This window comes from Actinoplanes sp. NPDC000266, from assembly GCF_042899005.1.
GTDB lineage: Bacteria > Actinomycetota > Actinomycetes > Mycobacteriales > Micromonosporaceae > Actinoplanes.
In genome coordinates, this window is record NZ_JBIAZI010000007.1 from 544,003 (window position 1) to 566,581 (window position 22,579).

Annotated in this window: 17 protein-coding genes and 1 riboswitch; of the genes, 13 read left to right on the forward strand and 4 right to left on the reverse strand. The window is 72.3% G+C overall.

Annotated features, from left to right (window positions below):
- Positions 1-4: 4 nt before the first annotated feature.
- From ACFY36_RS30110 to ACFY36_RS30140, 7 genes are read left to right on the forward strand one after another with little or no spacing between them, the layout of a single operon-like run.
- A complete protein-coding gene (locus tag ACFY36_RS30110; protein WP_499749257.1) occupies positions 5-835 on the forward strand; it encodes a glycosyltransferase family 2 protein in 831 nt (276 codons plus the stop codon).
- On the forward strand, positions 832-1,935 hold the full coding sequence (locus ACFY36_RS30115) for a glycosyltransferase family 4 protein (RefSeq protein WP_499749258.1): 1,104 nt from the start codon (positions 832-834) through the stop codon (positions 1,933-1,935). Before ACFY36_RS30110 ends, ACFY36_RS30115 begins: the two co-directional genes overlap by 4 nt.
- Positions 1,932-3,839, forward strand: coding sequence for a hypothetical protein (locus ACFY36_RS30120; protein WP_499749259.1), 1,908 nt, complete (start codon positions 1,932-1,934; stop codon positions 3,837-3,839). Before ACFY36_RS30115 ends, ACFY36_RS30120 begins: the two co-directional genes overlap by 4 nt.
- Positions 3,836-4,618, forward strand: a complete 783-nt coding sequence (locus ACFY36_RS30125; RefSeq protein ID WP_499749260.1) for a hypothetical protein — start codon at positions 3,836-3,838, stop codon at positions 4,616-4,618. The genes ACFY36_RS30120 and ACFY36_RS30125 overlap by 4 nt, the downstream gene beginning before the upstream one ends.
- On the forward strand, positions 4,612-5,916 hold the full coding sequence (locus ACFY36_RS30130) for a lipopolysaccharide biosynthesis protein (protein ID WP_499749261.1): 1,305 nt from the start codon (positions 4,612-4,614) through the stop codon (positions 5,914-5,916). Before ACFY36_RS30125 ends, ACFY36_RS30130 begins: the two co-directional genes overlap by 7 nt.
- Positions 5,864-7,081 carry a glycosyltransferase family 4 protein gene (locus ACFY36_RS30135; protein ID WP_499749262.1) on the forward strand — a complete coding sequence of 406 codons (1,218 nt, stop codon included), beginning with the start codon at positions 5,864-5,866 and terminating at the stop codon, positions 7,079-7,081. The genes ACFY36_RS30130 and ACFY36_RS30135 overlap by 53 nt, the downstream gene beginning before the upstream one ends.
- The gene (locus tag ACFY36_RS30140; RefSeq protein ID WP_499749263.1) at positions 7,062-8,276 is read left to right on the forward strand and encodes a glycosyltransferase; all 1,215 of its coding nucleotides are present in this window, start codon (positions 7,062-7,064) and stop codon (positions 8,274-8,276) included. Before ACFY36_RS30135 ends, ACFY36_RS30140 begins: the two co-directional genes overlap by 20 nt.
- On the opposite strand, the gene ACFY36_RS30145 is transcribed toward ACFY36_RS30140, so the two are convergent.
- From ACFY36_RS30145 to ACFY36_RS30160, 4 genes are all read right to left on the reverse strand, one after another.
- The gene (locus ACFY36_RS30145; RefSeq protein WP_499749264.1) at positions 8,210-9,748 is read right to left on the reverse strand and encodes a cellulase family glycosylhydrolase; all 1,539 of its coding nucleotides are present in this window, start codon (positions 9,746-9,748) and stop codon (positions 8,210-8,212) included. The genes ACFY36_RS30140 and ACFY36_RS30145 overlap by 67 nt on opposite strands.
- 136 nt (positions 9,749-9,884) lie before the next feature.
- Complete coding sequence (locus ACFY36_RS30150; RefSeq protein WP_499749265.1) at positions 9,885-11,378, reverse strand: precorrin-2 C(20)-methyltransferase; 1,494 nt, start codon at positions 11,376-11,378, stop codon at positions 9,885-9,887.
- Positions 11,379-11,380: 2 nt separating this feature from the next.
- Positions 11,381-11,998 (reverse strand): precorrin-8X methylmutase, encoded by a 618-nt coding sequence (locus ACFY36_RS30155; RefSeq protein ID WP_499749266.1) that lies wholly within the window; start codon positions 11,996-11,998, stop codon positions 11,381-11,383.
- A complete protein-coding gene (locus ACFY36_RS30160) occupies positions 11,998-13,170 on the reverse strand; it encodes a 4Fe-4S domain-containing protein (RefSeq protein ID WP_499749267.1) in 1,173 nt (390 codons plus the stop codon). The genes ACFY36_RS30155 and ACFY36_RS30160 overlap by 1 nt, the downstream gene beginning before the upstream one ends.
- Positions 13,171-13,299: 129 nt before the next feature.
- Positions 13,300-13,372, forward strand: a riboswitch (cobalamin riboswitch).
- A 52-nt stretch (positions 13,373-13,424) separates the two neighbouring features.
- Between ACFY36_RS30160 and cobN the strand changes: the two genes are divergently transcribed.
- The 6 genes from cobN to ACFY36_RS30190 all read left to right on the forward strand — a co-directional run bounded on the left by cobN (position 13,425) and on the right by ACFY36_RS30190 (position 22,545).
- Entirely contained in the window at positions 13,425-17,132 is a 3,708-nt protein-coding gene (cobN, locus tag ACFY36_RS30165) for a cobaltochelatase subunit CobN (protein ID WP_499749268.1), read from the forward strand.
- A gap of 191 nt (positions 17,133-17,323) precedes the next feature.
- Positions 17,324-19,045 carry a galactose-binding domain-containing protein gene (locus tag ACFY36_RS30170; RefSeq protein WP_499749269.1) on the forward strand — a complete coding sequence of 574 codons (1,722 nt, stop codon included), beginning with the start codon at positions 17,324-17,326 and terminating at the stop codon, positions 19,043-19,045.
- Entirely contained in the window at positions 19,042-20,286 is a 1,245-nt protein-coding gene (locus tag ACFY36_RS30175; RefSeq protein ID WP_499749270.1) for a DUF1996 domain-containing protein, read from the forward strand. The genes ACFY36_RS30170 and ACFY36_RS30175 overlap by 4 nt, the downstream gene beginning before the upstream one ends.
- Positions 20,287-20,315: 29 nt before the next feature.
- Positions 20,316-21,341, forward strand: a complete 1,026-nt coding sequence (locus ACFY36_RS30180; RefSeq protein WP_499749271.1) for a LacI family DNA-binding transcriptional regulator — start codon at positions 20,316-20,318, stop codon at positions 21,339-21,341.
- Between the two features lie 35 nt (positions 21,342-21,376).
- Entirely contained in the window at positions 21,377-22,108 is a 732-nt protein-coding gene (locus tag ACFY36_RS30185) for a tetratricopeptide repeat protein (protein WP_499749272.1), read from the forward strand.
- A gap of 47 nt (positions 22,109-22,155) precedes the next feature.
- Positions 22,156-22,545: a lipoprotein gene (locus tag ACFY36_RS30190; RefSeq protein ID WP_499749273.1), complete on the forward strand. Its 390-nt coding sequence runs from the start codon at positions 22,156-22,158 to the stop codon at positions 22,543-22,545.
- Positions 22,546-22,579: the final 34 nt, after the last annotated feature.

Sequence of the window (22,579 nt, forward strand, 5' to 3'; positions counted from 1 at the left end):
AGTCATGTCTACGGTCCCCTACGTCCGCCCCGAGGCCGGGACGGGAACCGAGCTACCGCCGCCGGTGGTCGTGCCCGCGAGTGAGCCCCTGGTCAGCGTCATCATCCCCGCCCTCAACGAGGCCAAGAACCTGCCGCACGTGATGGCCCGGCTGCCCGAGGTCGACGAGGTGATCCTGGTCGACGGCGGGTCGACCGACGACACCGTCGAGACCGCGCGCCGGCTCATGCCCGGCATCCGCATCGTCACGCAGAACCGCAAGGGCAAGGGCAACGCTCTGGCCTGCGGTTTCGCCGCCGCCACGGGCGACATCATCGTCATGATCGACGCCGACGGGTCGACCGACCCCAAGGAGATCCCCAGCTTCATCGCGGCGCTGCGCTCGGGCGCCGACTTCGCCAAGGGCTCGCGGTTCAGCGGCAGCGGCGGCAGCGCCGACATCACCCGCCTGCGCCGGGCCGGCAACCGCTGCCTGAGCCTGATGGTCAACATCCTGTTCCGCACCCGGTACAGCGACCTCTGCTACGGCTACAACGCCTTCTGGTCGCGCTGCCTGGACGTCTTCGACCTGGACAGCACGAGCCCGGTGCCGGTCAAGAGCCGCGACGGCCGGCTGTGGGGCGACGGCTTCGAGATCGAGACCCTGCTCAACCTGCGGGCGGCCCGGGCCCGGCTGCGCATCGTCGAGGTGCCCAGCTTCGAGCAGCAGCGCATCCACGGCGAGAGCAACCTGAACGCGCTCACCGACGGCCTGCGGGTGCTGCGGACCATCGCCCGCGAGTGGCCGCGCCGCCGTGCGACCGGCGCCCGGCGCGCGCCGGAGCGCACCCGGTGAGGATCGGCGTCGTCACGAACGCCTACCACCCCGACATAGGCGGGGTGGAGACCCACGCGCGCCGGCTCTGCGCCGCCCTGGTCGCCGCCGGTGACCAGATCGAGGTGCTCACCCAGCACGCCGCCGGCTCCGAGGAGGAGATCGACGGGGTGCTGGTCCGCCGCTTCCCGCTCACGGTCGCGGCGGCCAACTACCGTTTCTCGCTTCCGCTGTGGCGGTGGCTGCGGCGTCACGCCGGGCGGTACGACGTGTTGCACGCGCACAGCTACCACGCGCTGGCCGCGCTGCCGGCCGCCCTGACCAACAGCACCCCGCTGGTGTTCACGCCGCACTATCACGGCACCGGGCACAGCCGCCTGCGGGCGGCGCTGCACCCGATCTACCGCCCGGTCGGCCGCCGCATCGTGGCCCGCTCGGCCCGGATCATCTGCGTCACCCGGGCCGAGCGGGAGCTGCTGATCAGCCACTTCCCGGAGGCCCGGGACCGGATGGTGGTGGTGCCCAACGGCACCGATCCGGCGCCGGTCGCCGAGACCGAGGCCGGTGAGGGCACCTCGATCCTCTGCGTCGGGCGGCTGGAGCGCTACAAGCGGGTCGACCGGGTGATCCGGGCCATGGTCCACCTGCCCGAGGACCACCGGCTCGACGTGGTCGGCTCGGGGCCCGCGGCCGACGAGCTCGAGCAGCTCGCCCGCCGGATCGGGCTCGGCCCCGAGCGGGTGGCCTTCCACGGCCGGCTGCCCGGCGACGCGTTCGCCGGCCGGATGGCGACCGCGGCCGCGCTGGTCTCGGCGTCCGAGCACGAGGCGTTCGGGATGGCCGTGGCGGACGCGCTGACCGCCGGCATCCCGACCGTGGCCTCGTTCATCCCGGCCCACCGCGAGCTGGCCTCGATGGCCGGGCCCGGGGTGCCGCTGTGGCTGGTCAACCCGGACGACGAGGTGGCGCTGGCCGAGGCGATGGTGACCGCGGCCGAGGCGGAGCGGGCCACGCTCGGCCGTAACCCGCTGCCGACCTGGCACGACGTCGTCGTGGCGACCCGGGAGGTCTACGCCGCCGTCGCCCCGCCGGTCCGGGTGATCCAACAGGCCGGCCGATGACCCTGACTCTTCTGGCCCGCTCCGGCGAGCGGACGCGCCCGGCGCCCGCTCCGGCGAGAGGCCGGCCGGAGCTGTGGTGCGCCGCCTCCCTGACCGTCGCCGGCGTGGCCGGGGCGGCGCTGCTGGTGGCCGCGAACCGGGCCGCCGAGTGGGACCGCGGCTCCCAGTTCGGCCTGTTCTGGCTGGGCATGCTGGTCTTCACGCTGCCCGCCGTGTGCTGGGCGGTGCGCCGGGCCACCGGCGCCCGGCTGCGCGTCGCCGTGCTGGCCGGTTACGCCGGCTTCACGTTCCTGCCCAAGCTGCTGCGCAACCCGTTCGGGCCGCTCTACCACGACGAGTTCGCCCACTGGCGGCAGAGCAAGGAGATCCTGCTCGACGGCCGCCTGTTCGAGCAGAACCCGATCGTCAAGGTGGTCGGCGACTTCCCGGGCCTGCACTCGACGGTGGCCTCGGTCAGCGCGCTGACCGGCATCTCGGTCTGGCACGCGGCGCTGCTCGTGCTGGCCGCCGCCCACGTGCTCGTGGTGCTCGGCGTGACCGTGCTGGCCGAGGAGATCTGGCAGGACGGCCGGATCGCCGCCGTGTCCGCCGTCATCTACAGCCTGAACAGCTCGTTCCTGTTCTTCGACACCCAGTTCGGCTACGAGTCGCTGGCGATCGCGCTGCTGGTGTGGACGCTGGTGGCGCTGCACCGGGCGATGCGCGGGCCGGCCCGCCGCTCCCGGGCCGGCTGGGCCGCGGTGACCGTGATGCTCTCCGGCGCCACCATCGCCACCCACCACCTGACCGCGATCGCTCTGATCGCCGTCATGATCATTATCTGCCTGGTGGTCACCGTCCGGGCCGTGCGCCGGGGCACGCCGGTCGCGGTGCCGATGACCGCGTGGGGGCTGACCCTGGCCGCGGCCGCGCTGGTGGTGGCCTGGCTGGCGCTCGTCGCGCCGCGCACCACCGGCTATCTCGACCCCTATCTGGCCCGCGCCCTCGACCAGATCGCCGGGATGGCCGGCGACGGCGGCGGTGGCGGCCGGACGCTGTTCCGCGAGTCGATCGCACCCTGGTGGGAGCAGGCGGCCGCGTTCGGCGCGCAGGGCCTGGCCGCGGTCGCGATGGCGGCCGCCGCCCTGCGCCTGCGCCGGGGCCACGGCACCGAGCCGGTCGCCCGCAGTGGCGCGCTGGCCATGCTCGTGCTCGGCTCGTTCTACTTCCCGGCCGCCCTGCTGATCCTCACCCCGTCCGGGGCCGAGGGCGCCCGGCGGTCGTGGGCGTTCAGCTATCTCGGCATCGCGCTGGTGGTCGCGCCGCTGGTGGTGACGCTGCTCGACCGCCCGGTGCGCAAGCTCGGCAAGGCCATGGCGGCCGGCCTGCTGCTCGCGGTCTGCGCGGTGGCGGCGGTCGGCAACACCGCGGCCGGGATGAACCCGTCCTACCGCTTCCCGGGCCCGCCGGTCTTCGGCTCGGACACCCGCTCGTCCATCCCCGAGGTGCGGGCCGCGTCGGCCTGGCTGCGGGCCACGCAGGGACGCGAGCTGCGGATCGTGGCCGACCGCTACTCCGGGTTGATCTTCGGCTCGTACGGCGGGCAGAACCCGGTCACCGGCTCGGTCACCTTCCCCACGTACGACCTCTATCTCACCCAGCCCGGCCGGCCCGCCCCGAGGCAGCTGATCCAGCAGCTCAGCGCATGGCGGTTCGGCTATCTGATCGTCGACAAGCGGATGGCCCGGGAGGTGCCGGAGATCCAGATCTACTTCGAGACCAACGAGCCGGTCCCGCACGACGGGCGCCCCGCGTTCACGCTCGGTCAGCTGACCAAGTTCGACCGCACACCGTGGACCATCAAGATCTACGACAGCGGCAACATCGCGATCTACCGCTTCGACTTCGCGCGGGCAGGACGATGACGACGTTCCGGCTGCTGGCCGCCGGCTCGGCCGGGCTGCTCCTGCTGGCGTTCGGCAGCGGTCTGCCTGTGGTGTTCCCGCTGGTCCTGCTGGCCGTGCTGCTCGTCCTGGGCGAGCTGTGGCTGCGGGCGCTGGCCGCGGAGACCATGCCCGCCCTGGCCCGCCTCGGCCTGGCCACGGCGGCCGGGCTGGTCAGCCTGCCGTTCACCGCGATCGCCCTGCACGCGGCGGGTGTGCGCATCCGGGCCGAGTCGATCACGGCCGGGCTCGCGGTGATGCTGCTCGTGGTGACCGTCGTGGTGCTGATCCGCGAGCGGACGGGGAAGGTGGCGGACGATCCGCGGCTGGCCCGCACCGCCCTCGCGGTGGCGATTCCCGGTGTGCTCACGCTGATCGTGGGGGTGGCGGCGGTTCAGATGTACGCCCGGATGCCGCACCCGCCGGAGCCGGGCTACACGAGCCTCGCGCTGAACGGCTGGGCCGGTGACGTCACCGGCCCGGTGCGCATCCCGGCCGGCGGCCTGATGCTGCCGCTGAGGGTGAGCAGCGCCGGTTCGCCGCCGGCGGTGGCGCCGCTGCGGGTGCGCGTGGGCGAGCGGTTGGTCTCGGCCCGCCCGTTGCGCATCGCGGCCGACACGACGCGGGCGGTCGAGGTCTTCGTGCCGCCCCCGCCGGCGGACGGCTGCCTGCACCGCGTCGAGGTCAGCCTCGGCGCCACCAGCACGGTCCTGTACGCCCGCGGAGCTGTGAGTGGTCGAGGGGCGGGCGGCGCGTGCTGAAGGCGGTCGCGCGGGACTCGCTGGCCCGTAACAGTGTGCTGATCATGGGGAGCACGGTCGGCACGGCCGGACTCGGTTATCTGTACTGGCTGCTTGCCGCTCGGGAGCTTCCGCAACCGGCGATCGGCACCGCGACCGCGCTCATCTCGGTCGCCACCGTTGTCAGCATGGTGTCCAATCTGGGTGTCGGGCACATGTTCATCCAGCGGCTGCCCGGCGCCGGCCTGGCCGCCTGGTCGCGGATCGTCAGCGCCGGGCTGCTTCTCGGCTGCTCGTCGACCGCCCTCGCGGCATTCCTGGCGGCGGCCGTCCTGCCCGCGATCGGCGCCAACTTCGCCTTCCTGGCCGGCGCCGGTGGGGCCCTGGCCCTCATCGTCACCGCGGTCGCGCTGACCGCGTCGACGCTGCTCGACTACGTCTTCATCGCGCACCGGGCCAGCCACGGCATGCTCGGGCGCAACCTCGGGGTGGCCGTCGGCAAGGTGCTCACGCTGGGCGCGCTGATCTGGTCCGGGGTCGGCGGACCGGCCGCGGTGCTTCTTGCCTGGACGGTGCCCTCGGTGGCCGTCACGGCGTACACCCTGGGGGTCAGCCTGACCCGGCTGCGACCGGGAGCGAAACTCCGGGGCGCCGGGATCGGCGCCGAGCTGCCGCACGTGCGGAGCTCGCTGACCGGGCACCACCTGATCAATCTCGCCCAGGCCGGGCCCAGCGCGCTGCTGCCGGTGCTGGTCACGGCCCGGCTCGGCGCCGAGGCCAACGGGCACTTCTACGTGGCCTGGATGACCGCCTCGGTGCTGTTCATGGTGTCGCCCGCGGTGGCCTCGGCGATGTACGCCGAGCGGGCCAACCGGTCGGCGGCCGGCCTGCCCCGCGCCGCCCTGGTCGTGCTGGTCGTCATCGGGGCGCCGGCGCTGGCCCTGTTCACCTGTGGAGAGGAGATCCTCGGCCTGTTCAGCGCCGGCTACGCGGCCGAGGGTGAGCTGCTGCTGCGGATCCTCGTGCTGGCCGCGATCCCCGACGCCGTCACCAACCTGGCCGTGGCCCACTGGCGGTCGCTCGGCGAATATCGCCGCTGCCTGCGGCTGAACCTGCTGATGGCGCTCATCTGCCTCTGTCTCACCTGGCTCTGGCTGCCCGGCACCGGCATCGAGGGCGCCGGCATCGCCTGGCTGGCCGGGCAGTGTGCGGGCGCCGTCGCGGTCGCCGTCATCGCCTTCCGTCGTCGTCCCCCTGGGAGGAACGTTGAAGATCCTGCACCTGTCCAACCTGTACGCGCCGATCATCGGCGGGCTTGAGCGCAGCATCGCCACCAGCAGCGAGGAGCTGGTCCGGAGGGGGCACGAGGTCACCGTGCTCACCCTGGCCACGCCGCGCGCGGCCCACGACGAGCAGATCAACGGGGTCCGGGTGCGGCGCGTCCGCAGCGTGGCCAACACCGTGCTCCCGGGCATGAACGAGGACGCGTCCAAGCCGTTCCACCCGACCACGGCCGACCCGCTGACCATGGCGGCGATCCGCTCGCACCTCAGCGCGAACCACTACGACGTGATCCACAGCCACGACTGGCTGATGTACAGCTATCTGCCGCTGCGCTTCGGCCGCCTGGGGCGGCCGCACGTGCACACCGCGCACGACTTCGGGCTGACCTGCGTCAAGAAGACCTTCACCCGGGACGACAAGACCTGCGGCGGTCCCCGGCTCGGGCGCTGCCTGCCGTGCGCCTCCGGCCAGTACGGCCGCCCCCGCGCGGCCCTGCTCACCACGGCCCTGCGGTCGCAGCGGCACCGGGGCATCGACGCGCTCACCGCGATCTCGCCGGCCGTGGCCGAGGCCCTCTCGCAGGCCCGCGTCCCCGGCGACCGGCCGGTCAAGGTGATCAGCAGCCTCGTGCCGGACGGCCTCGACGAGCTGGCCCGGCGCACGCCCCGGCCGTCCTGGCTGCCGGACCGGCCCTATCTGCTGTTCGTCGGCGCGCTCGGCCCGCACAAGGGCATCGACGTGCTCTTCGACGCCTACCAGCGGCTCGGCGACGACAAGCCGCCGCTGGTCTGCGTCGGCACGCCCCGGCACGACACGCCGCCCATCCCGGACGGTGTGATCGTGCGGCACAACGTGCCCCACCACGAGGTGATGGCCGCCTGGCACGGCGCCGCCGCCGGCGTCGTGCCGTCCCTGCTCGAGGCGATGGGGCAGGTCGCGGTCGAGGCCCTGCTGGCCGGGGCCCCGCTGATCGCGTCCCGGACCGGCGGCCTGGCCGACATGATCCGCGACGGCGAGACCGGCCTGCACGTGCCGCCGGGCGATCCGGTCTGGCTCGCCGCCGCCATCGTCCGGGTGCTCACCCAGCCCGGTCTGGCCGGCCGGCTGCGGGTGGCCGGTCACCAGCGCGGACTCGACTACACCGCCGCGCGCGTCGTCCCGCAGATCGAGGAGGTCTACCGTGAGTGCGTCCACGCCTGAGCCCACCCGCGTCGTCGTCGTCGGATCCGGCTGGCGGTTCCTCTCCGGGATCAGCTATTACACCTGCCGGCTCAGCAACGCGCTGGCCGGCCGCTACGAGGTCGGCGCCATCCTCATGCGGCAGCTGCTGCCGACCCGGCTCTATCCGGGACGGTCCCGCGTGGGGCAGCGCCTCAACGACCTCGACTACGCCGACGGGGTGCGCGTCCTGGACGGGATCGACTGGTGGGCCGTGCCGAGCCTGATCCGGGCCGTGCGGTTCCTGCGCTCGTTCCGGCCCGACGTGCTGGTGCTGCAGTGGTGGACGGGGACGGTGCTCCATTCCTACCTGGTGCTGTGCTTCGCCGCCCGTCTTCTCAACATCAAGATCGTGGTCGAGTTCCACGAGGTGCAGGACACCGGCGAGGCCGCGCACAAATGGGCCTCGCTCTACTGCCGCAAGCTCATCAAGCCGCTGCTGCGCAGCATGGACGGCGCGGTGGTCCACTCGCGGTTCGACCGGGTGGCGCTGCGGCAGACGTACGACCTCAGGGGCGTCCCGGACGAGATCGTGCTGCACGGGCCGTTCGACCACCATGTGGTTCCGGCGCCCCGGGCCGTCGTCCCGGAGCGGCGCCGTCTGCTCTTCTTCGGCACCATCCGGCCGTACAAGGGCCTCGAAGATCTGATCGAAGCCTTTGCTCTGCTGCCGGACGACTATGAGCTCACCGTGGTGGGGGAGACGTGGGAGGGCTGGACGCTGCCGGCCACGCTGATCGCGGAATCGCCGGCCGCCTCCCGCATCACGTTCGTCAACCGCTACGTGACCGACGCCGAGGTGGACGGGTTCTTCGCGGCCGCCGACATGGTCGTGCTGCCCTATCGGCGCAGCTCGGCCAGCGGGCCGCTGCATATCGCCATGAGCCACGGGTTGCCGGTCGTGGTCACCGCCGTGGGCGGGCTCGTGGAGGCCGCGGAGGAGTATTCGGGGGCTGTCTTCGCGCCCGCCGCGTCCCCGTCCGCCCTGGCCGCGTCGATCCTGAAGGCGGCGGAGAAGACGGGAAGGCGGCACACCGACCCCTCCTCGTGGGAGCGGTCGGTGGCCGCCTTCGAGCGCCTGTTCGCCGAGATCGGCGTGGTTCTGGTGCCTCAGGACGCGGTGATCACCGCGTCGTCGAACCAGACCGTGCCCTTGTTGTCGCCCGATTTGATGTGAACCTGCATGCTGGCCGAGCCGGCCGGGGCGACACCGTCGACCGCCAGCTTGGTCCAGCCCACGGTGCCGTTCGGCAGCCAGTTCGAGGCCACGCCGCCCAGCCACTTGTCGTTGATGTCGAACCAGCTCAGCGCGACCTGGGTGGTGCCGGTGGTGGCGTTGCCCCGGGCCCACACCTCGGCGTGCCACTTCTGGTTCGACTTCACCGGCGTGACCGGGGAGACCCGGTAGGACGGCGAGCCGGCCGCGGTCTTGCCGGTGTTGGACATGGTCACCGACCACTGGCCGGTGCGGCGCACCGTCTGCGTCTTGGTGGCCAGGCCCAGCTCCGGCAGGTACTCGCGCCACGGGCTCTGCCCGGCCGGCAGCTCGAAGCTCGGGTCCATCAAGCTGGCCGGCATGGCCTGGTTGGCCCAACCGGCCTTGACCACGGCGGCGGCCGGCTTGGCGGTGCCGTCGAGACGGAAGAGGCCGTAGTAGTACTGCCCGGGCAGCTTGGAGACGGCCGAGGTGGGGATCGAGCCCTGTGCCGAGTCGGTCAGGGTCCACGGCGCGACCGGCACGCCGGCGATCTCGGCCGCCTCGAACACGCGGCCCAGGAAGGCCGCCTGCTCGCCCTCGGTGTTCTGGAGGGTGTTCAGGCCGGTCTCACCGATCACCATGGGTGCCGGGGCGACGGTCGCCTCGGCCTGGTTGATCATCGCGAGCGCGCGCTCGGAGTTGCCGTAGAAGTGGAAGTCGTAGTAGTCGATGGGGCTGGCGGCCAGCGCCGTCTTGATCTTGGCCATGCCCTTGGCGCCCTGGCCGCCGTCGACCGAGAACGTCAGCGGCATGGTGGGGAACGCGGAGCGTACGGCCGGAACGATCTTCTTGGCCCAGGCCACGGCGGCGGCGTTGTCCGGGTTGAACTCGTTCTGGAGCTCGACCGAGATGATCCGGTTGTCGTTCTTGTAGGGCGCGAGCAGGGTCTTGGCCCAGGTGATGCTGCGGTCGACGTCGGTGTAGCCGTCCCACCAGTCGAACAGCGTGAACTTGACCGACATGCCCCGGGCGCCGGCCATGTCGACGAACTGGTCGAGCCGGTTGACGTAGGTGGCCGACGGCGTGGGCCAGCCGAACGTCGTCGGGAAGACGATGATGCGGATGTTGTTCGTGCCCAGCGTGGCCGCCTTGGCCAGATCGGCGTCGATCTTGGCGGCGTCCCAGCTGGTCCACATCTTCGACCAGCCGGCGGCCGACGGGTAGTAGTTCAGGGTCTTGGCGTTCTTCACCGCGTTGAGGCGGCTGGCCAGGGTGGGCACGGACGACGTCGTGGTGGCGGCCTTGGCAGTCGTGGTCGTGGTCGTGGTCGTGGTCTTGGTGGGGGCGGCGGCCTTGGCCGTGGTCTTCGCGAAAGCGGCGGAGTCGACCAGGCCGATGCCGAGCAGCAGCGACGAGGCCAGCACGGCGGCGCAGTGGCGAGGGGAGATCACTTAGGTCGTGCCCTTCAGTCAGACGAATCGAGGCGGAAGTGCCCCTCAATTCGGCGGACCGCGGGCCGGGTGTCGAAGAGTGCCGATTGCATCGCGGTTGCTCCGCGGTGCAACCCGGTTGTCTGGCCCCTTTCGGTCAGACGGGGTAGTGGCGAGGCGTGTATACGACCGTCGTGCCGTCGCCGCGGGTCACCGCGCGGGTCTGCGACGACCCGACGATCAGCAGGCAGCGCATGTCGATCGAGGCCGGGTCGAGCTCGCCCAGCGTCGTCACCCGCACCGACTCGTCCGGGCCGCCGACGTCACGGCCGACGACCACCGGCGTGCCGGCCGCCCGGTGCTCCAGCAGCACCTCGCGGGCCCGCACCAGCTGCTCCCGGCGGGTCTGGGAAGCGGGGTTGTAGAGGGCGATGACCAGGTCGGCGGCGGCCGCGCCGGCCAGGCGGCCCTCGATCACGGGCCACGGCTTGAGGCGGTCGGAGAGCGAGATGACGCAGAAGTCGTGGCCCAGGGGAGCGCCGGCCCGGCTGGCCACGGCCTGGGCGGCGGTCAGGCCGGGGACGATCCGGACCGGGACGTCCTTCCACTGCGGGTCCTCGGCCACTTCGAGCACGGCGGCGGCCATGGCGAAGACGCCGGGGTCGCCGGAGGAGACGACCGTGACGCGGCGGCCGCGCTTGGCCAGATCGAGGGCGAAGGCGGCGCGCTCGGCCTCGACCCGGTTGTCGGAGGGGTGCAGGGTCTGGTGCGGTCCGGGTACCACGCGTTGGAGGTACGTCACGTAGCCGACCAGGTCGTCCGCTTCGGCCAGGGCCGCTCGTGCTTCCGGGGTCAGCCAGCGCGGATCGCCGGGGCCGAGGCCGACGACAGTGACCTGACCCGCTTTTTCGGATTTGTCGCCCATAAAAGCTGAGGCGGCGGGGCTGGGGAGCAGAGCCAGCGAGAAGTACGGCACGGTGGCCGGATCCACGTCGGCAAATGGGGCGGAACGCTCGCGGTCGGTGGTGGCGCGCTCCACGTACCAGGCGTCGCCGAGCCGGCCCGCCCGCTCCAGCGCCTCGCGGACGCCGTCGAAAGTGCGGCCCAGCTTCATCACCGCGGCCGACTCGGTGCCGGACAGGCGCGCGGCCAGTTCGGCCGGCGGCAGCGTGCCGGGCAGGACGGTCAGGGTCTCGTCGCGCTCCATCAACGGGCGGCCGAGGACGGCGCTCGCGGCGCTCACCGAGGTCACGCCGGGCACCACCTCGGTCTCGTAGCGGTGCGCGAGCCGCTTGTGCATGTGCATGTAGGAGCCGTAGAAGAACGGGTCACCCTCGGCCAGCACGACGACGGTGCGGCCGGCGTCCAGATGAGCGGCGAGACGGGCGGCGGCCTCGGCGTAGAAGTCGTCGATCGCGCCCTGATAGCCGCCCGGATGGTCGGTGTCCCCGGTGGTCACCGGATAGATCAGCGGCTCCTCGATCTGCTCCTCGCGCAGCAGGGAGGCGGCGATCGCCCGGGCGTTGCTGCGGCCGTGCCGCGCGGCGTGGTACGCCACGACGTCGGCCCCGGCGATCAGCCGGGCCGCCTTCACCGTGATCAGCTCGGGGTCGCCCGGCCCGACACCGACACCGAAAAGCCGTCCCGCCATGCTCACTCCGCCTCCGAGGCCAGCGCGTTCACCGCGGCCGCCGTCATCGCGCTGCCACCACGGCGGCCGCGCACGATCAGATGGTCCAGATCGGACAGCGCCAGCGCGTCCTTCGACTCGGCGGCCCCGATGAAACCGACCGGGATGCCCAACACGGCCGCGGGCCGCGGAGCGCCACCGGCGATCATCTCGAGCAGCCGGAAGAGGGCGGTGGGCGCGTTGCCGATGGCCACCACCGAGCCCTCCAGGCGGTCGAGCCACAGATCGAGGGCGGCGGCGCTGCGGGTGGTGCCCAGCTTCTCGGCGAGGGCCGGCACCGAGGGATCGCGCAGGGTGCAGACGACGTCGTTGCCCGCGGGCAGGCGCTTGCGGGTGACGCCGGAGGCGACCATCTCGGCGTCGCAGAGGATCGGGGCGCCGTCGAGCAGGGCCTCACGGGCGGCCGAGGCGACGTTCGGGCTGTACGCGATGTCCCGCGCCAGATCGACCATGCCGCAGGCGTGGATCATTCGCACGGCCACCCGCGCCACATCGGACGGAAAGCCGCCGAGATCGGCCTCGGCCCGGATCGTGGCGAACGAGCGCCGGTAGATCTCGGCGCCGTCGCGCTCGTACTCCATCAGATCCTCCTCGCCGGCGCGATCGCGCCGAACGTCTCGCCGGTCGGTTGCCGGGTCACGGCATAGCCGGCCGGGGTCGCCTCCACTCGCACGTGTGCCCCGGACGGGCTGCCGCAACCCCGGGCGCAGCCGATCCAGTGCACCGGCAGGCCCTCGGCGAACTCGCCGGCCGCGGTGGCGTCGGCCCGGACATCGGCCAGGGACTTGGCGCAGCCGGGACGGCCGGCGCAGGCGGTCACACCGGTCCAGCGGGAGCCGGCGGTCGTGGGCAGGCCGGCCTCCTCCAGGTGGCGCTGCCAGCGGCGGGCGGCCTCGGGGGTCAGGTCGGGGACGACGACGCCGCGGGCGGGGGTGACGACCAGGCGGCGGGCGGTCGTGAGCAGTTGGAGAGCGTCGCCGCCGAGCATGCCCAACGGGACGAGGGCGCTGACCGCGACCAGGCCGCCGGGCTGCGGGAGGATGCCGACGGCGGCCGGTTCGGGGGTCCGCGTCACGGGGTGGGGCGTGCCGGGGGCGCCGAGCCGGGCGGCCACCCGGGCCGGGCCGCCCGGCATCTCGTGCAGGCGCCAGGCGGTGACGTCGGCGCGCTCGTCGAGGAAGGCGCGGGCGGCGGCCAGCAGGGTGCCGACCACGGCGGTCGCGGGAACGCGCAGGCCCGCGTCGTGGCCGGCGAGGAGGATCGCGAACGTGGCGCCCCCGGGAGCGGCGTCCCGATCGCGGCCGGCCGGCGCGGCGGCCTCCGGGACGGCGGCCAGGTCGGCGCTCAGGGGGACGTCGCCCAGGGCGAACAGGAAACGGCCCGGGAGGGCGGCCAGGGCCGGGTCGGCGCACAACGCCCGGTCGAGGTCGGTGACCAGGGTGCGGAGGGTGGCGTCGGCCAGGGGCGGGGCCGCGATGTTGCGTACGGTCTCGTGGGTCCACGAAGGCAGCAGGCCGGCGGCCGCCAGATGGGTCGCGAGGGCCGTCGGATCCACGTCGTTCAGGGCCCTGAGCTGGAGGTTCGCCCGGGACGTGAGCTCCACGGGCCCGATCTCGCCCAGCGCCGCGAGCTGGGCGCCGGTGAGCATGCCGCCGGGCAGCCGGACGCGGGCCAGCGGGCCGTCGGCGGCCGAGTGCAGCCGCAGGGCGCCGGGGCAGGCGTCGACCTTCGTCTGGCGGATGGGGGGAGGCACGGCCCGGATACTACGTTCGAGCACCGATGTGCCCGCATCCTCGGGTCGGGATCGTCACACCGCCGGACCCTCCTTGACGGCGGGTGGGAGCGCCCGGAAGGGTGGTAGGTCACGAGCGGCGACGCCGCGGAGGAAGCCGGTGTGAATCCGGCGCGGTCCCGCCACTGTCACCGGGCCTCACCGGCCCGGGAGCCAGGAACTCCGGTCGCCGTGGATTCCTACGACCCGGGGCGCGGACCCCGAGGGGAGCGCGCGTGTTCCTGTTGCTGTCGACCTCCGACACCGATCTGCTCAGTGCCCGGGCCAGCGGCTCGGCCTGGCGTCCGGCCAACCCGGCCCGCACCCAGGTGAGCGACCTTCCGGCCCTGCTCGACGGTGTCGAGCTCGTCGTGGTGCGCATTCTCGGCGGGCGCCGGGCCTGGGAGGAGGGGCTCGACGCCCTGCTCGCCGGGCCGGTCCCGGTGGTCGTGCTCGGCGGTGAGCAGGCACCCGACGCCGACCTGATGAAACTCTCCACCGTGCCGGCCGGTGTGGCCGCCGAGGCACACGCCTATCTGGCCCAGGGCGGGCCGGAAAACCTGGCGTCGGTGCACGACTTCCTCTCCGACACGGTGCTGCTGACCGGCCACGGGTTCGCGCCCGCGCAGGCCGCGCCCGAGTGGGGGCCGCTGCCGCGGGAGACCTCGGCCGAGGGGCCGGTCGTGGCGGTGCTCTACTACCGCGCCCACCACATGGCCGGGAACACGGCGTTCGTCGAGGCGCTGTGCCAGGCGGTCGAGGCCAAGGGCGGGCGGCCGCTGCCCCTGTTCACGTCCTCCCTGCGTACGGCGCCCGAGGAATTGCTGGTCGAACTCCGCAAGGCGGACGCCCTGGTCGTGACGGTGCTCGCGGCCGGCGGCACCAAGCCGGCGACCGTGGGCGCGGGCGGCGACGACGAGGCGTGGGACGTAGGGGTCCTGGCCGGGCTCGACGTGCCGATCCTGCAGGGCCTGTGCCTGACCAGCAGCCGGGCCGCGTGGGAGGAGAGCGACGACGGGCTGACCCCGCTCGACGCGGCCACGCAGGTGGCGATTCCCGAGTTCGACGGGCGGATCATCACGGTCCCGTTCTCGTTCAAGGAGATCGACGAGGACGGGCTCTCGGTCTATGTGGCCGACCCCGAGCGGGCCCTGCGCGTGGCCGGCATCGCGGTGGCGCACGCCCGGCTGCGCCACGTGCCGCCGTCCGAGCGGCGCATCGTGCTCATGCTGTCGGCGTACCCGACGAAGCACTCGCGCATCGGCAACGCGGTCGGCCTGGACACGCCGGCCTCGACCGTCGCCCTGCTGGCGGCGATGCGGGCCAAGGGCTATCAGATCGGGGACTTCGGTCAGTACGACGGCGACGGGCTCATTCACGCGCTGATCGCGGCCGGGGGTCAGGACCCGGACTGGCTGACCGAGGAGCAGCTCAGCGGAAACCCGGTGCGGATTCCGGGTTCGGCGTACGCCTCGTGGTTCGCGACCCTGCCCGACGGCCTGCGCTCCAGCATGGAACAGCACTGGGGCCCGCCGCCGGGCGAGCTGTACGTGGACAACGGCGACATCGTGCTGGCCGCGCTGCGCGATGAGAACGTGGTGGTGATGGTGCAGCCGCCGCGCGGGTTCGGGGCCAACCCGGTGGCGATCTACCACGACCCCGACCTGCCGCCGTCGCATCACTACCTGGCGGCGTACCGCTGGCTGGCCGACGACTTCGGCGCGCACGCGGTGGTCCACGTGGGCAAGCACGGCAACCTGGAGTGGCTGCCGGGCAAGAACGTGGGCATGTCGGCCTCGGACGGCACCGACGCGGCGCTGGGCGACCTGCCGCTGATCTACCCGTTCCTGGTGAACGACCCGGGCGAGGGCACCCAGGCCAAGAGGCGGGCCCACGCGACGCTGGTCGACCACCTGATCCCGCCGATGGCGCGGGCGGAGTCGTACGGGGACATCGCCCGCCTGGAGCAGCTGCTCGACGAGCACGCGACGATCGCCACCCTCGACCCGGCCAAGCTGCCGGCGATCCGGGCCCAGATCTGGACGCTGATCGAGGCGGCCCGGATGGACCACGACCTCGGCCTGTCGGTCCGCCCCGGCGACGAGGAGTTCGACGAGTTCATCCTGCACATCGACGGCTGGCTGTGCGAGGTGAAGGACGCGCAGATCCGCGACGGCCTGCACATTCTGGGCGCGGCGCCGTCCGGCGAGGCCCGCGTCAACCTGGTCCTGGCCATGCTGCGGGCCCGTCAGATGTGGGCCGGAAAGGTCGCCGCCCTGCCGGGCCTGCGCGAGGCGCTGGGTCTGCGCGACGGCGCGTCCACCTGGGAGACCGACCGGATCGAGACCGTCGCCCGTGGGCTGGTCAGCGCGATGGAGGAGGCCGACTGGCCCACTGACGCCGCCGCGATCTCCACGATCGTGGAGGCCGCGCTTGCTCCGCTGGACGCCACTGCTCCCGAAACCGATATTTCAGAAATGTCCGAAGTGGGAGCGCTGGAGAGCGGAAAATCGGGCGGCGCGGCGGACGTGAGCGGCGTGAGCGGCGCGGGCGGCGTGGGCGGCGTGGGCGGCGTGGGCGGTGCGGGCGGCGTGGCCGACGTCAGCGGTGTGCGGGCGGTGCTGGAGTTCGCCGCGACCGAGGTGGTGCCGCGGCTCGATCGGACCACTGATGAGCTGGGCAATCTGCTGCACGCGCTGGACGGTGGCTATGTGCCGGCCGGGCCCAGTGGGTCGCCTCTGCGTGGGCTGATCAATGTGCTGCCGACCGGGCGGAACTTCTACTCCGTCGACCCCAAGGCGATTCCGAGTGCGCTGGCCTGGGAGACCGGGCAGGCCATGGCCGAGTCGCTGCTTCAGCGCTATCGGGCCGACTACGGCGACTGGCCCCGGTCGGTCGGGCTCTCCGCGTGGGGGACCAGCGCCATGCGTACGGCCGGTGACGACATCGCCGAGATTCTGGCGCTCATCGGGTGCCGTCCGGTGTGGGATCCCGCCTCGCGGCGGGTCACCGGGCTCGAGCCCATCGAGCGCGAGGAGCTGGGACGGCCGCGGGTCGACGTGACCGTGCGCATCTCCGGGTTCTTCCGGGACGCCTTCCCGCACGTGGTGGCCATGCTCGACGACGCCTTCCGGATGGTCGCCGAGCTGGACGAGCCGGACAACTTCGTCCGCGAGCACGCCCTCGCCGACCAGGCCCGCCACAGCGACTGGCGCCGGGCCACCACCCGCATCTTCGGGTCGCGGCCGGGGGCGTACGGCGCCGGGATCCTGCCTTTGATCGACAGCCGCAACTGGCGTGACGACAAGGATCTGGCCGAGGTCTACGCCGTGTGGGGCGGCTTCGCCTACGGTCGCGGGCTCGACGGCGTGCCGGCCCGGGACGACATGGAGAACGCCTACAAGCGGATCGACATCGCGGCCAAGAACATCGACACCCGCGAGCACGACATCGCCGACTCCGACGACTACTTCCAGTACCACGGCGGCATGATCGCCACGGTGCGGGCGCTGACCGGTAAGGCGCCGGCCGCGTACGTCGGCGACTCCACCAACCCGGACGCCACCCGGACCCGCAGCCTCACCGAGGAGACCGCGCGGATCTTCCGGGCCCGGGTGGTGAACCCGCGCTGGATCGCCGCCATGCGGCGGCACGGCTACAAGGGCGCCTTCGAGCTCGCCGCCACCGTCGACTACCTGTTCGGCTACGACGCGACGGCCGGCGTGGTCACCGACTGGATGTACGAGCAACTGGCCGCGACCTACGTGCTCGACCCGGAGAACCAGAAGTTCTTCCAGCAGTCGAACCCGTGGGCGCTGCACGGCATCACCGAGCGTCTTCTCGAGGCGGCGAACCGCAACCTGTGGGAGTCGCCCTCGCCCGAGACGCTGAGCGCGCTCCAGGAGCTGTACCTCGAGACCGAGGGCGACCTCGAGGACGCGTAGTTCCGGAACCGTCACCTCATTCACAGGTTCACCTGCGTCGATCCGGGTCGGGAAGATCAGAAAGCGCTTCCCGGCCCGCGACCAGGCATTGACAGCAATTGAAACCCCGGTTCAGAGTGGCGTCACAAAGAGCGCTTTCACACGGTGTCCCCGCACCGGGAGAGCGCATCCCCCCATTCTGGAGTCGCCCCATGACATCCCCAGTCCTGGAGAGACCGTTCCGGGTCGCCGCCCTCGTGGCGGGCCTCGTCGGCCTGTTCGCCGCCTATCTAGTCGCCACCGTCCAGCCGGCCCGCGCGGCCGAGGTGCTCGTGTCGCAGGGCAAGACCGCCACCGCGTCGTCCACCGAGGCGGCCGGCGCCTATCAGGCCGCCGAGGCCGTCGACGGCAACGCCGGCACCCGCTGGGCCAGCGCGTTCACCGCCAGCCAGTGGTGGCAGGTCGACCTCGGCGCCACGACCAGCGTCTCGCGCATCGCGATCAACTGGGAGGCCGCGTACGCCAAGGCCTTCACCGTCCAGTTCTCCACCAACGGCAGCACCTACACCCAGGCGTACGCCACCACGACCGGCACCGGCGGCCAGCAGAGCATCGCCGCCACCGGGTCCGCGCGATATGTCCGCATAAATCTGACGGAACGGGCGCTCTCGGCGTACGGCTACTCGTTCTGGGAGTTCCAGGTCTTCTCAGGTGACGGTGGCCCGACGACACCTCCGACGACCCCGCCGGCCGGCACCACGCGGCTGCTGTCGTACAACAAGCCGGCCCAGGCCAGCACCTGGCAGAACGACGTCAACTGCAACCCGTGCAGCCCGGACAAGGCGTTCGACAACGACCCGGCCAGCCGCTGGGCGACCAGCTCGACCAACGGCTGGGTCGACCCCGGCTGGATCTCGGTCGACCTCGGCGCCACCGCCCAGATCAGCCAGGTCGTCCTCCAGTGGGACCCCGCCTACGGCCGGGCCTACCAGCTGCAGACCTCCAGCGACAACGCCAACTGGACGACCTTCTACTCCACCACCACCGGCGACGGCCTCAAGGACGTCATCAACGCCACCGGCACCGGCCGCTACGTGCGGCTCTACGGCACCGCCCGCAGCAGCGCCTACGGATACTCGCTGTGGGAGTTCAGCGTCTACGGCACCGGTGGCAACCCCACCACGCCGCCGGCCAAGCCGGCCGACCCCACCTTCCCGGCCACCCGGCTCGTCTTCTCCGACGAGTTCAACGGCGCCGCCGGTGCCAAGCCCGACCAGGCCAAGTGGACGTACGACCCGGGCGTCCCGCAGAACGGCGAGATCCAGTACTACACGCCGAACAGCGAGAACGCGCAGATGAACGGCCAGGGCTCACTGGTCATCGAGGCCCGGAAGCAGGATTACCAGGGACGGCAGTACACGTCGGCCCGGATGAACACGAGCAACAAGTTCCACGTGCAGTACGGCCGGGTCGAGGCCCGCGTCAAGGTGCCGAAGGGCAACGGCCTGTGGCCCGCCTTCTGGATGATGGGCGCCGACTTCCTCACCGGGCGCCCGTGGCCGTACAACGGCGAGATCGACATCATGGAGGTCCTCGGCCGCAACACCAGCGAGGCCTACTCCACGCTGCACGCCCCGGCCTACAACGGCGCCGGCGGCTACGGCCAGAAGTACGCCACGGTCGACCTGTCGCAGGACTTCCACACCTGGGCGGTGGAGTGGGACAGCAAGGGCATGCGCTTCCTGCTCGACGGCAACCAGGTCTTCTACGCCAGTAAGGACACCGTCGAGAACACCCGCGGCCCGTGGATCTACGACCACCCGTTCTACGTGATCCTCAACCTGGCCGTCGGCGGCGACTTCCCCGGCCCGATCGACGCCAGCACCCCCTTCCCGTCGCAGATGCTCGTCGACTACGTGCGGGTGTACCAATGAGGTGGGCGGCCGCGGCCCTTCTCGCCGCCTCTCTTCTGTTCGTGCCCGCCAGCGCCAGCGCCGCCGACGCCTTGATCTCCCAGGGCAAGCCGGCCACCGCCTCGTCCACCGAGTCGGCCGCCTTCCCGGCGTCCAACGCGGTCGACGGCAACCTGGGCACCCGCTGGTCCAGCGCCTTCAGCGACCCCCAGTGGCTCCAGGTCGACCTGGGCGCCACGGCCACGATCTCGTCGGTCGTGCTCAACTGGGAGTCCGCGTACGCCCGCGCCTTCAGCGTCAAGGCGTCGGCCAACGGCTCCACCTGGACCACGCTCTACAGCACCAGCGCCGGCACGGGCGGCCGCCAGGCGCTGACCGTCACCGGCAGCGGGCGCTACGTGCGGCTCGAGACGACGGCCCGCGCGACCCAGTGGGGCGTCTCATTGACGGAGTTCCAGGTGTACGGCAGTGGCGGCGGCACGACGCCGACCATCCCGCCCGGCGCCGTCCGGGTCGCCGAGTTCCTGGCCGACTGCCCGTTCAGCCACCGGCTGCCCGACGACCCGATCATCTTCCCCAACCTGCCGGGCGCCTCGCACATGCACAGCTTCTTCGGCAGCGAGGTGACCAACGCGGCCACCACCACGCAGGACCTGCTCAACGCGAACAGCAACTGCAACCCGTCGATCGACAAGTCGTCGTACTGGATCCCGACCCTCTACAACGGGAACACCCCGGTCGAGCCGACCACCGGCATCTTCTACTACCTGGGTGAGGGCGTGCGCGACGACCTGATCGCGCAGACCCAGCCGTTCCCGCTGGGCCTGCGGATCGTGGCCGGCAACGCCAAGGCGACCGGCCCGGCCGACAACACCATCGCCCGCTGGTCGTGCCTGCACGCGGGCGAGGTGGGCTCGTCGCCGAACTTCGTCACCTGCCCGGCCGGCACCATGCTGGAGTCCTACCTGGACTTCCCGCACTGCTGGGACGGCCTCAACCTGGACTCGGCCGATCACAAGAGCCACATGGCCTATCCGGTGAACAACGCCTGCCCGGCCAGCCACCCCGTGGTGGTGCCGAAGCTGCGCCAGGTCATGCGGTACCCGATCAACGGCAACCCGGCCAACTTCAGGCTCGCCTCGGGGGCCGGCTACACGATGCACGGTGACTTCTTCAACGCCTGGCCGGTGGACGAGCTGGCACGGCGGGTCAACGACTGCATCCGGATCATCGTCAAGTGCGGCACCGACGGACGTCCGTGAGTATGGGCCGGGGTGTTATAACGAACGCCATGACACCCCGGCCCCGCCATCCGACCATGGACCAGGTCGCCGAGGCGGCGGGTGTCTCCCGGGCAACGGTGTCCCGCGTGATCAATGGCGCCACCAGCGTGGACGCCAAGATCCGGGAGGTGGTCCAGCGGGCCATCGCCGAGACCGGCTACGTGCCCAACGTGGCCGCCCGCAGCCTGGTCACCCGGCGCTCCAACTCGGTGGCCCTGGTGATCAGCGAGCCCGACCGGCCGGACAACCACTCGTTCCTCAACCGCATCTTCACCGACCCGTACTTCGGCCGGGTCACCGCCGGGGCGACCGGCGCCCTGCGCCCGCACGACATCCACCTGGTGGTCATCCCGACCGACTCCACCGACCACCACCAGGTGATGCGATATCTGCGTCAGGGTCACGTGGACGGCGTGCTGCTGATCAGCAGCCACGAGCAGGACACGCTGCCGCGCCAGGTGCACGAGCTGGGCATCCCGGCCGTCGTATCGGCCCGGCCCACCTCGCCCATCGCGGTCAGCTACGTCGACGTCGACCAGCGGCTCGGCGCCCGGCTGGCCGCCGACCGGCTGCTGTCGCTGGGCCGCACCCGGCTGGCCACGATCAGCGGCCCGCTCGACATCCCCAGCGGCCTCGACCGGCTGGAGGGATTCCGGGCGCACCTCGCCGGACGGGACGTGCCGTCCATCGAGGGCGACTTCACCCGGGCCGGCGGCGAGGCCGCGGCCCGCCGGCTCCTCGAGGAGCACCCCGACGTGGACGGGCTCTTCGTGGCCAGCGACCTGATGGCCGAGGGGGCGCTGCGGGCGGTGCAGGACCTGGGCCGCCGGGTGCCCGGGGATGTGGCGGTGGTCGGCTTCGACGACTCCAGCGCCGCCCTGGACTGCCGTCCGCTGCTGACCACCGTGCGGCAGCCGGTCGAGGAGATGGCGGCCGAGATGGCCGAGGTGCTGCTCGCTCAGATCGCCTCGCCCGGACGATTGCCGCGGTCCGTGACTTTCCACCCCACTCTGGTCGTACGCGACAGCGGGTAACCACAGAGCGTCCCCGGCCGGTAACGTACCGTCCCATGGGGAGCGAACCGACCGCCGGGGCGCTGCTCGCCGCCGGGAACGAGGCCATGCTCGAGGCCGCCTTCCGGACCGGCGACTTCCTGCCCGCCCGCCAGATGCTGGAGGCCGCCCGCGACCGTGCCCGCGCCCAGCGGGAACGGGTCGCCGAGGCGACCGCCCTGACCCGGCTGGGCATGCTGGCCCACTTCGCCGCGATCTCCGGCGACCTCACCCGCGCCGACTGGGCCGGCGAGCAGCGGCTGTTCGCCGAGGCGCTGCTGATCCAGCGCGAGGTCGACGACCCGGCCGGCGCCGCCGAGTCGCTGTTCGGGCTGGGCCTGGTCCACCAGGTGCTGCGCGGCGACTGGGGCACGGCCATGCCGTTCTACACCGAGGCGCTGACCCTGGCCGAGCGCTACGCCGACGAGATGGTCCGCTCCGAGGTGCACCGCCACATCGGCTTCTTCCACGTCTTCGTCTCCGGCGACACCGAGCGCGGCCTGCGCCACCTGCGGATGTCGCAGGTGCTGCGCGAGCGCTACGGCGATCCGCGCCGGGTGGCGACCGGCACGCTGGCTCTGGGCGAGGCGGAGATGGCCGCCGGCAACCTGCCCGAGGCCCTGCGGCTGCTGCGCGAGGCCGTGCACCAGGCCCGCATGGCCGGGCTCAGCGCGCAGCGCGTGGGCTGGGCCGAGCACGCCCTGCACGACGCCGAACGCGCCGTCGCCCTCCCCGACCGGGGGGCATAGCGCGCCGATCATGATTGGACGGCCCCGATTTGGGGCATGCTGGCCGGGTGCGTCGATCTTTGGCAGCGCTGGTGCTGATGGCGGCCCTTTCCGGGTGCGCCACCGTCGGCGACCAGGAGGACGCCGCCGCCGGAGTCGCCACGCGGCTGCTGAGCGCGGTCGAGGCCGGCGAGGGCGACGCGGCGTGCGCGACCCTCGCGCCGGAGACGGCGAAAACGGTCGCCGAGGACGAGCCGTGCCCCGACGCGATTCTGGACAAGAGCCTGCCGCGCCCCGGAACGGTCGTCGGGACCTCCGTCTACGGCCAGTGGGCACAGGTCAAGTTCACCGACGACACGGTCTTCCTGGCCGCCTTCCCCGAGGGCTGGCGGGTGGTGGCGGCCGGGTGCACCCCGCAGGCCTCCCGGCCGTACGACTGCACCGTGGAGGGCGGCTGACATGCGCGCGCTCTTCGTCCTGCTGCTGCTGATC

What these genes read in the sequence shown, in the direction of transcription:
- ACFY36_RS30110 (WP_499749257.1), top strand. Translation starts at nt 5, where the DNA reads ATGTCTACGGTCCCCTACGTCCGCCCCGAGGCCGGGACGGGAACCGAG.
- ACFY36_RS30120 (WP_499749259.1), top strand. Translation starts at nt 1,932, where the DNA reads ATGACCCTGACTCTTCTGGCCCGCTCCGGCGAGCGGACGCGCCCGGCG.
- ACFY36_RS30125 (WP_499749260.1), top strand. Translation starts at nt 3,836, where the DNA reads ATGACGACGTTCCGGCTGCTGGCCGCCGGCTCGGCCGGGCTGCTCCTG.
- ACFY36_RS30150 (WP_499749265.1), bottom strand. Translation starts at nt 11,378, where the DNA reads ATGGCGGGACGGCTTTTCGGTGTCGGTGTCGGGCCGGGCGACCCCGAG.
- ACFY36_RS30155 (WP_499749266.1), bottom strand. Translation starts at nt 11,998, where the DNA reads ATGGAGTACGAGCGCGACGGCGCCGAGATCTACCGGCGCTCGTTCGCC.
- ACFY36_RS30170 (WP_499749269.1), top strand. Translation starts at nt 17,324, where the DNA reads ATGACATCCCCAGTCCTGGAGAGACCGTTCCGGGTCGCCGCCCTCGTG.
- ACFY36_RS30175 (WP_499749270.1), top strand. Translation starts at nt 19,042, where the DNA reads ATGAGGTGGGCGGCCGCGGCCCTTCTCGCCGCCTCTCTTCTGTTCGTG.
- ACFY36_RS30180 (WP_499749271.1), top strand. Translation starts at nt 20,316, where the DNA reads ATGACACCCCGGCCCCGCCATCCGACCATGGACCAGGTCGCCGAGGCG.
- ACFY36_RS30185 (WP_499749272.1), top strand. Translation starts at nt 21,377, where the DNA reads ATGGGGAGCGAACCGACCGCCGGGGCGCTGCTCGCCGCCGGGAACGAG.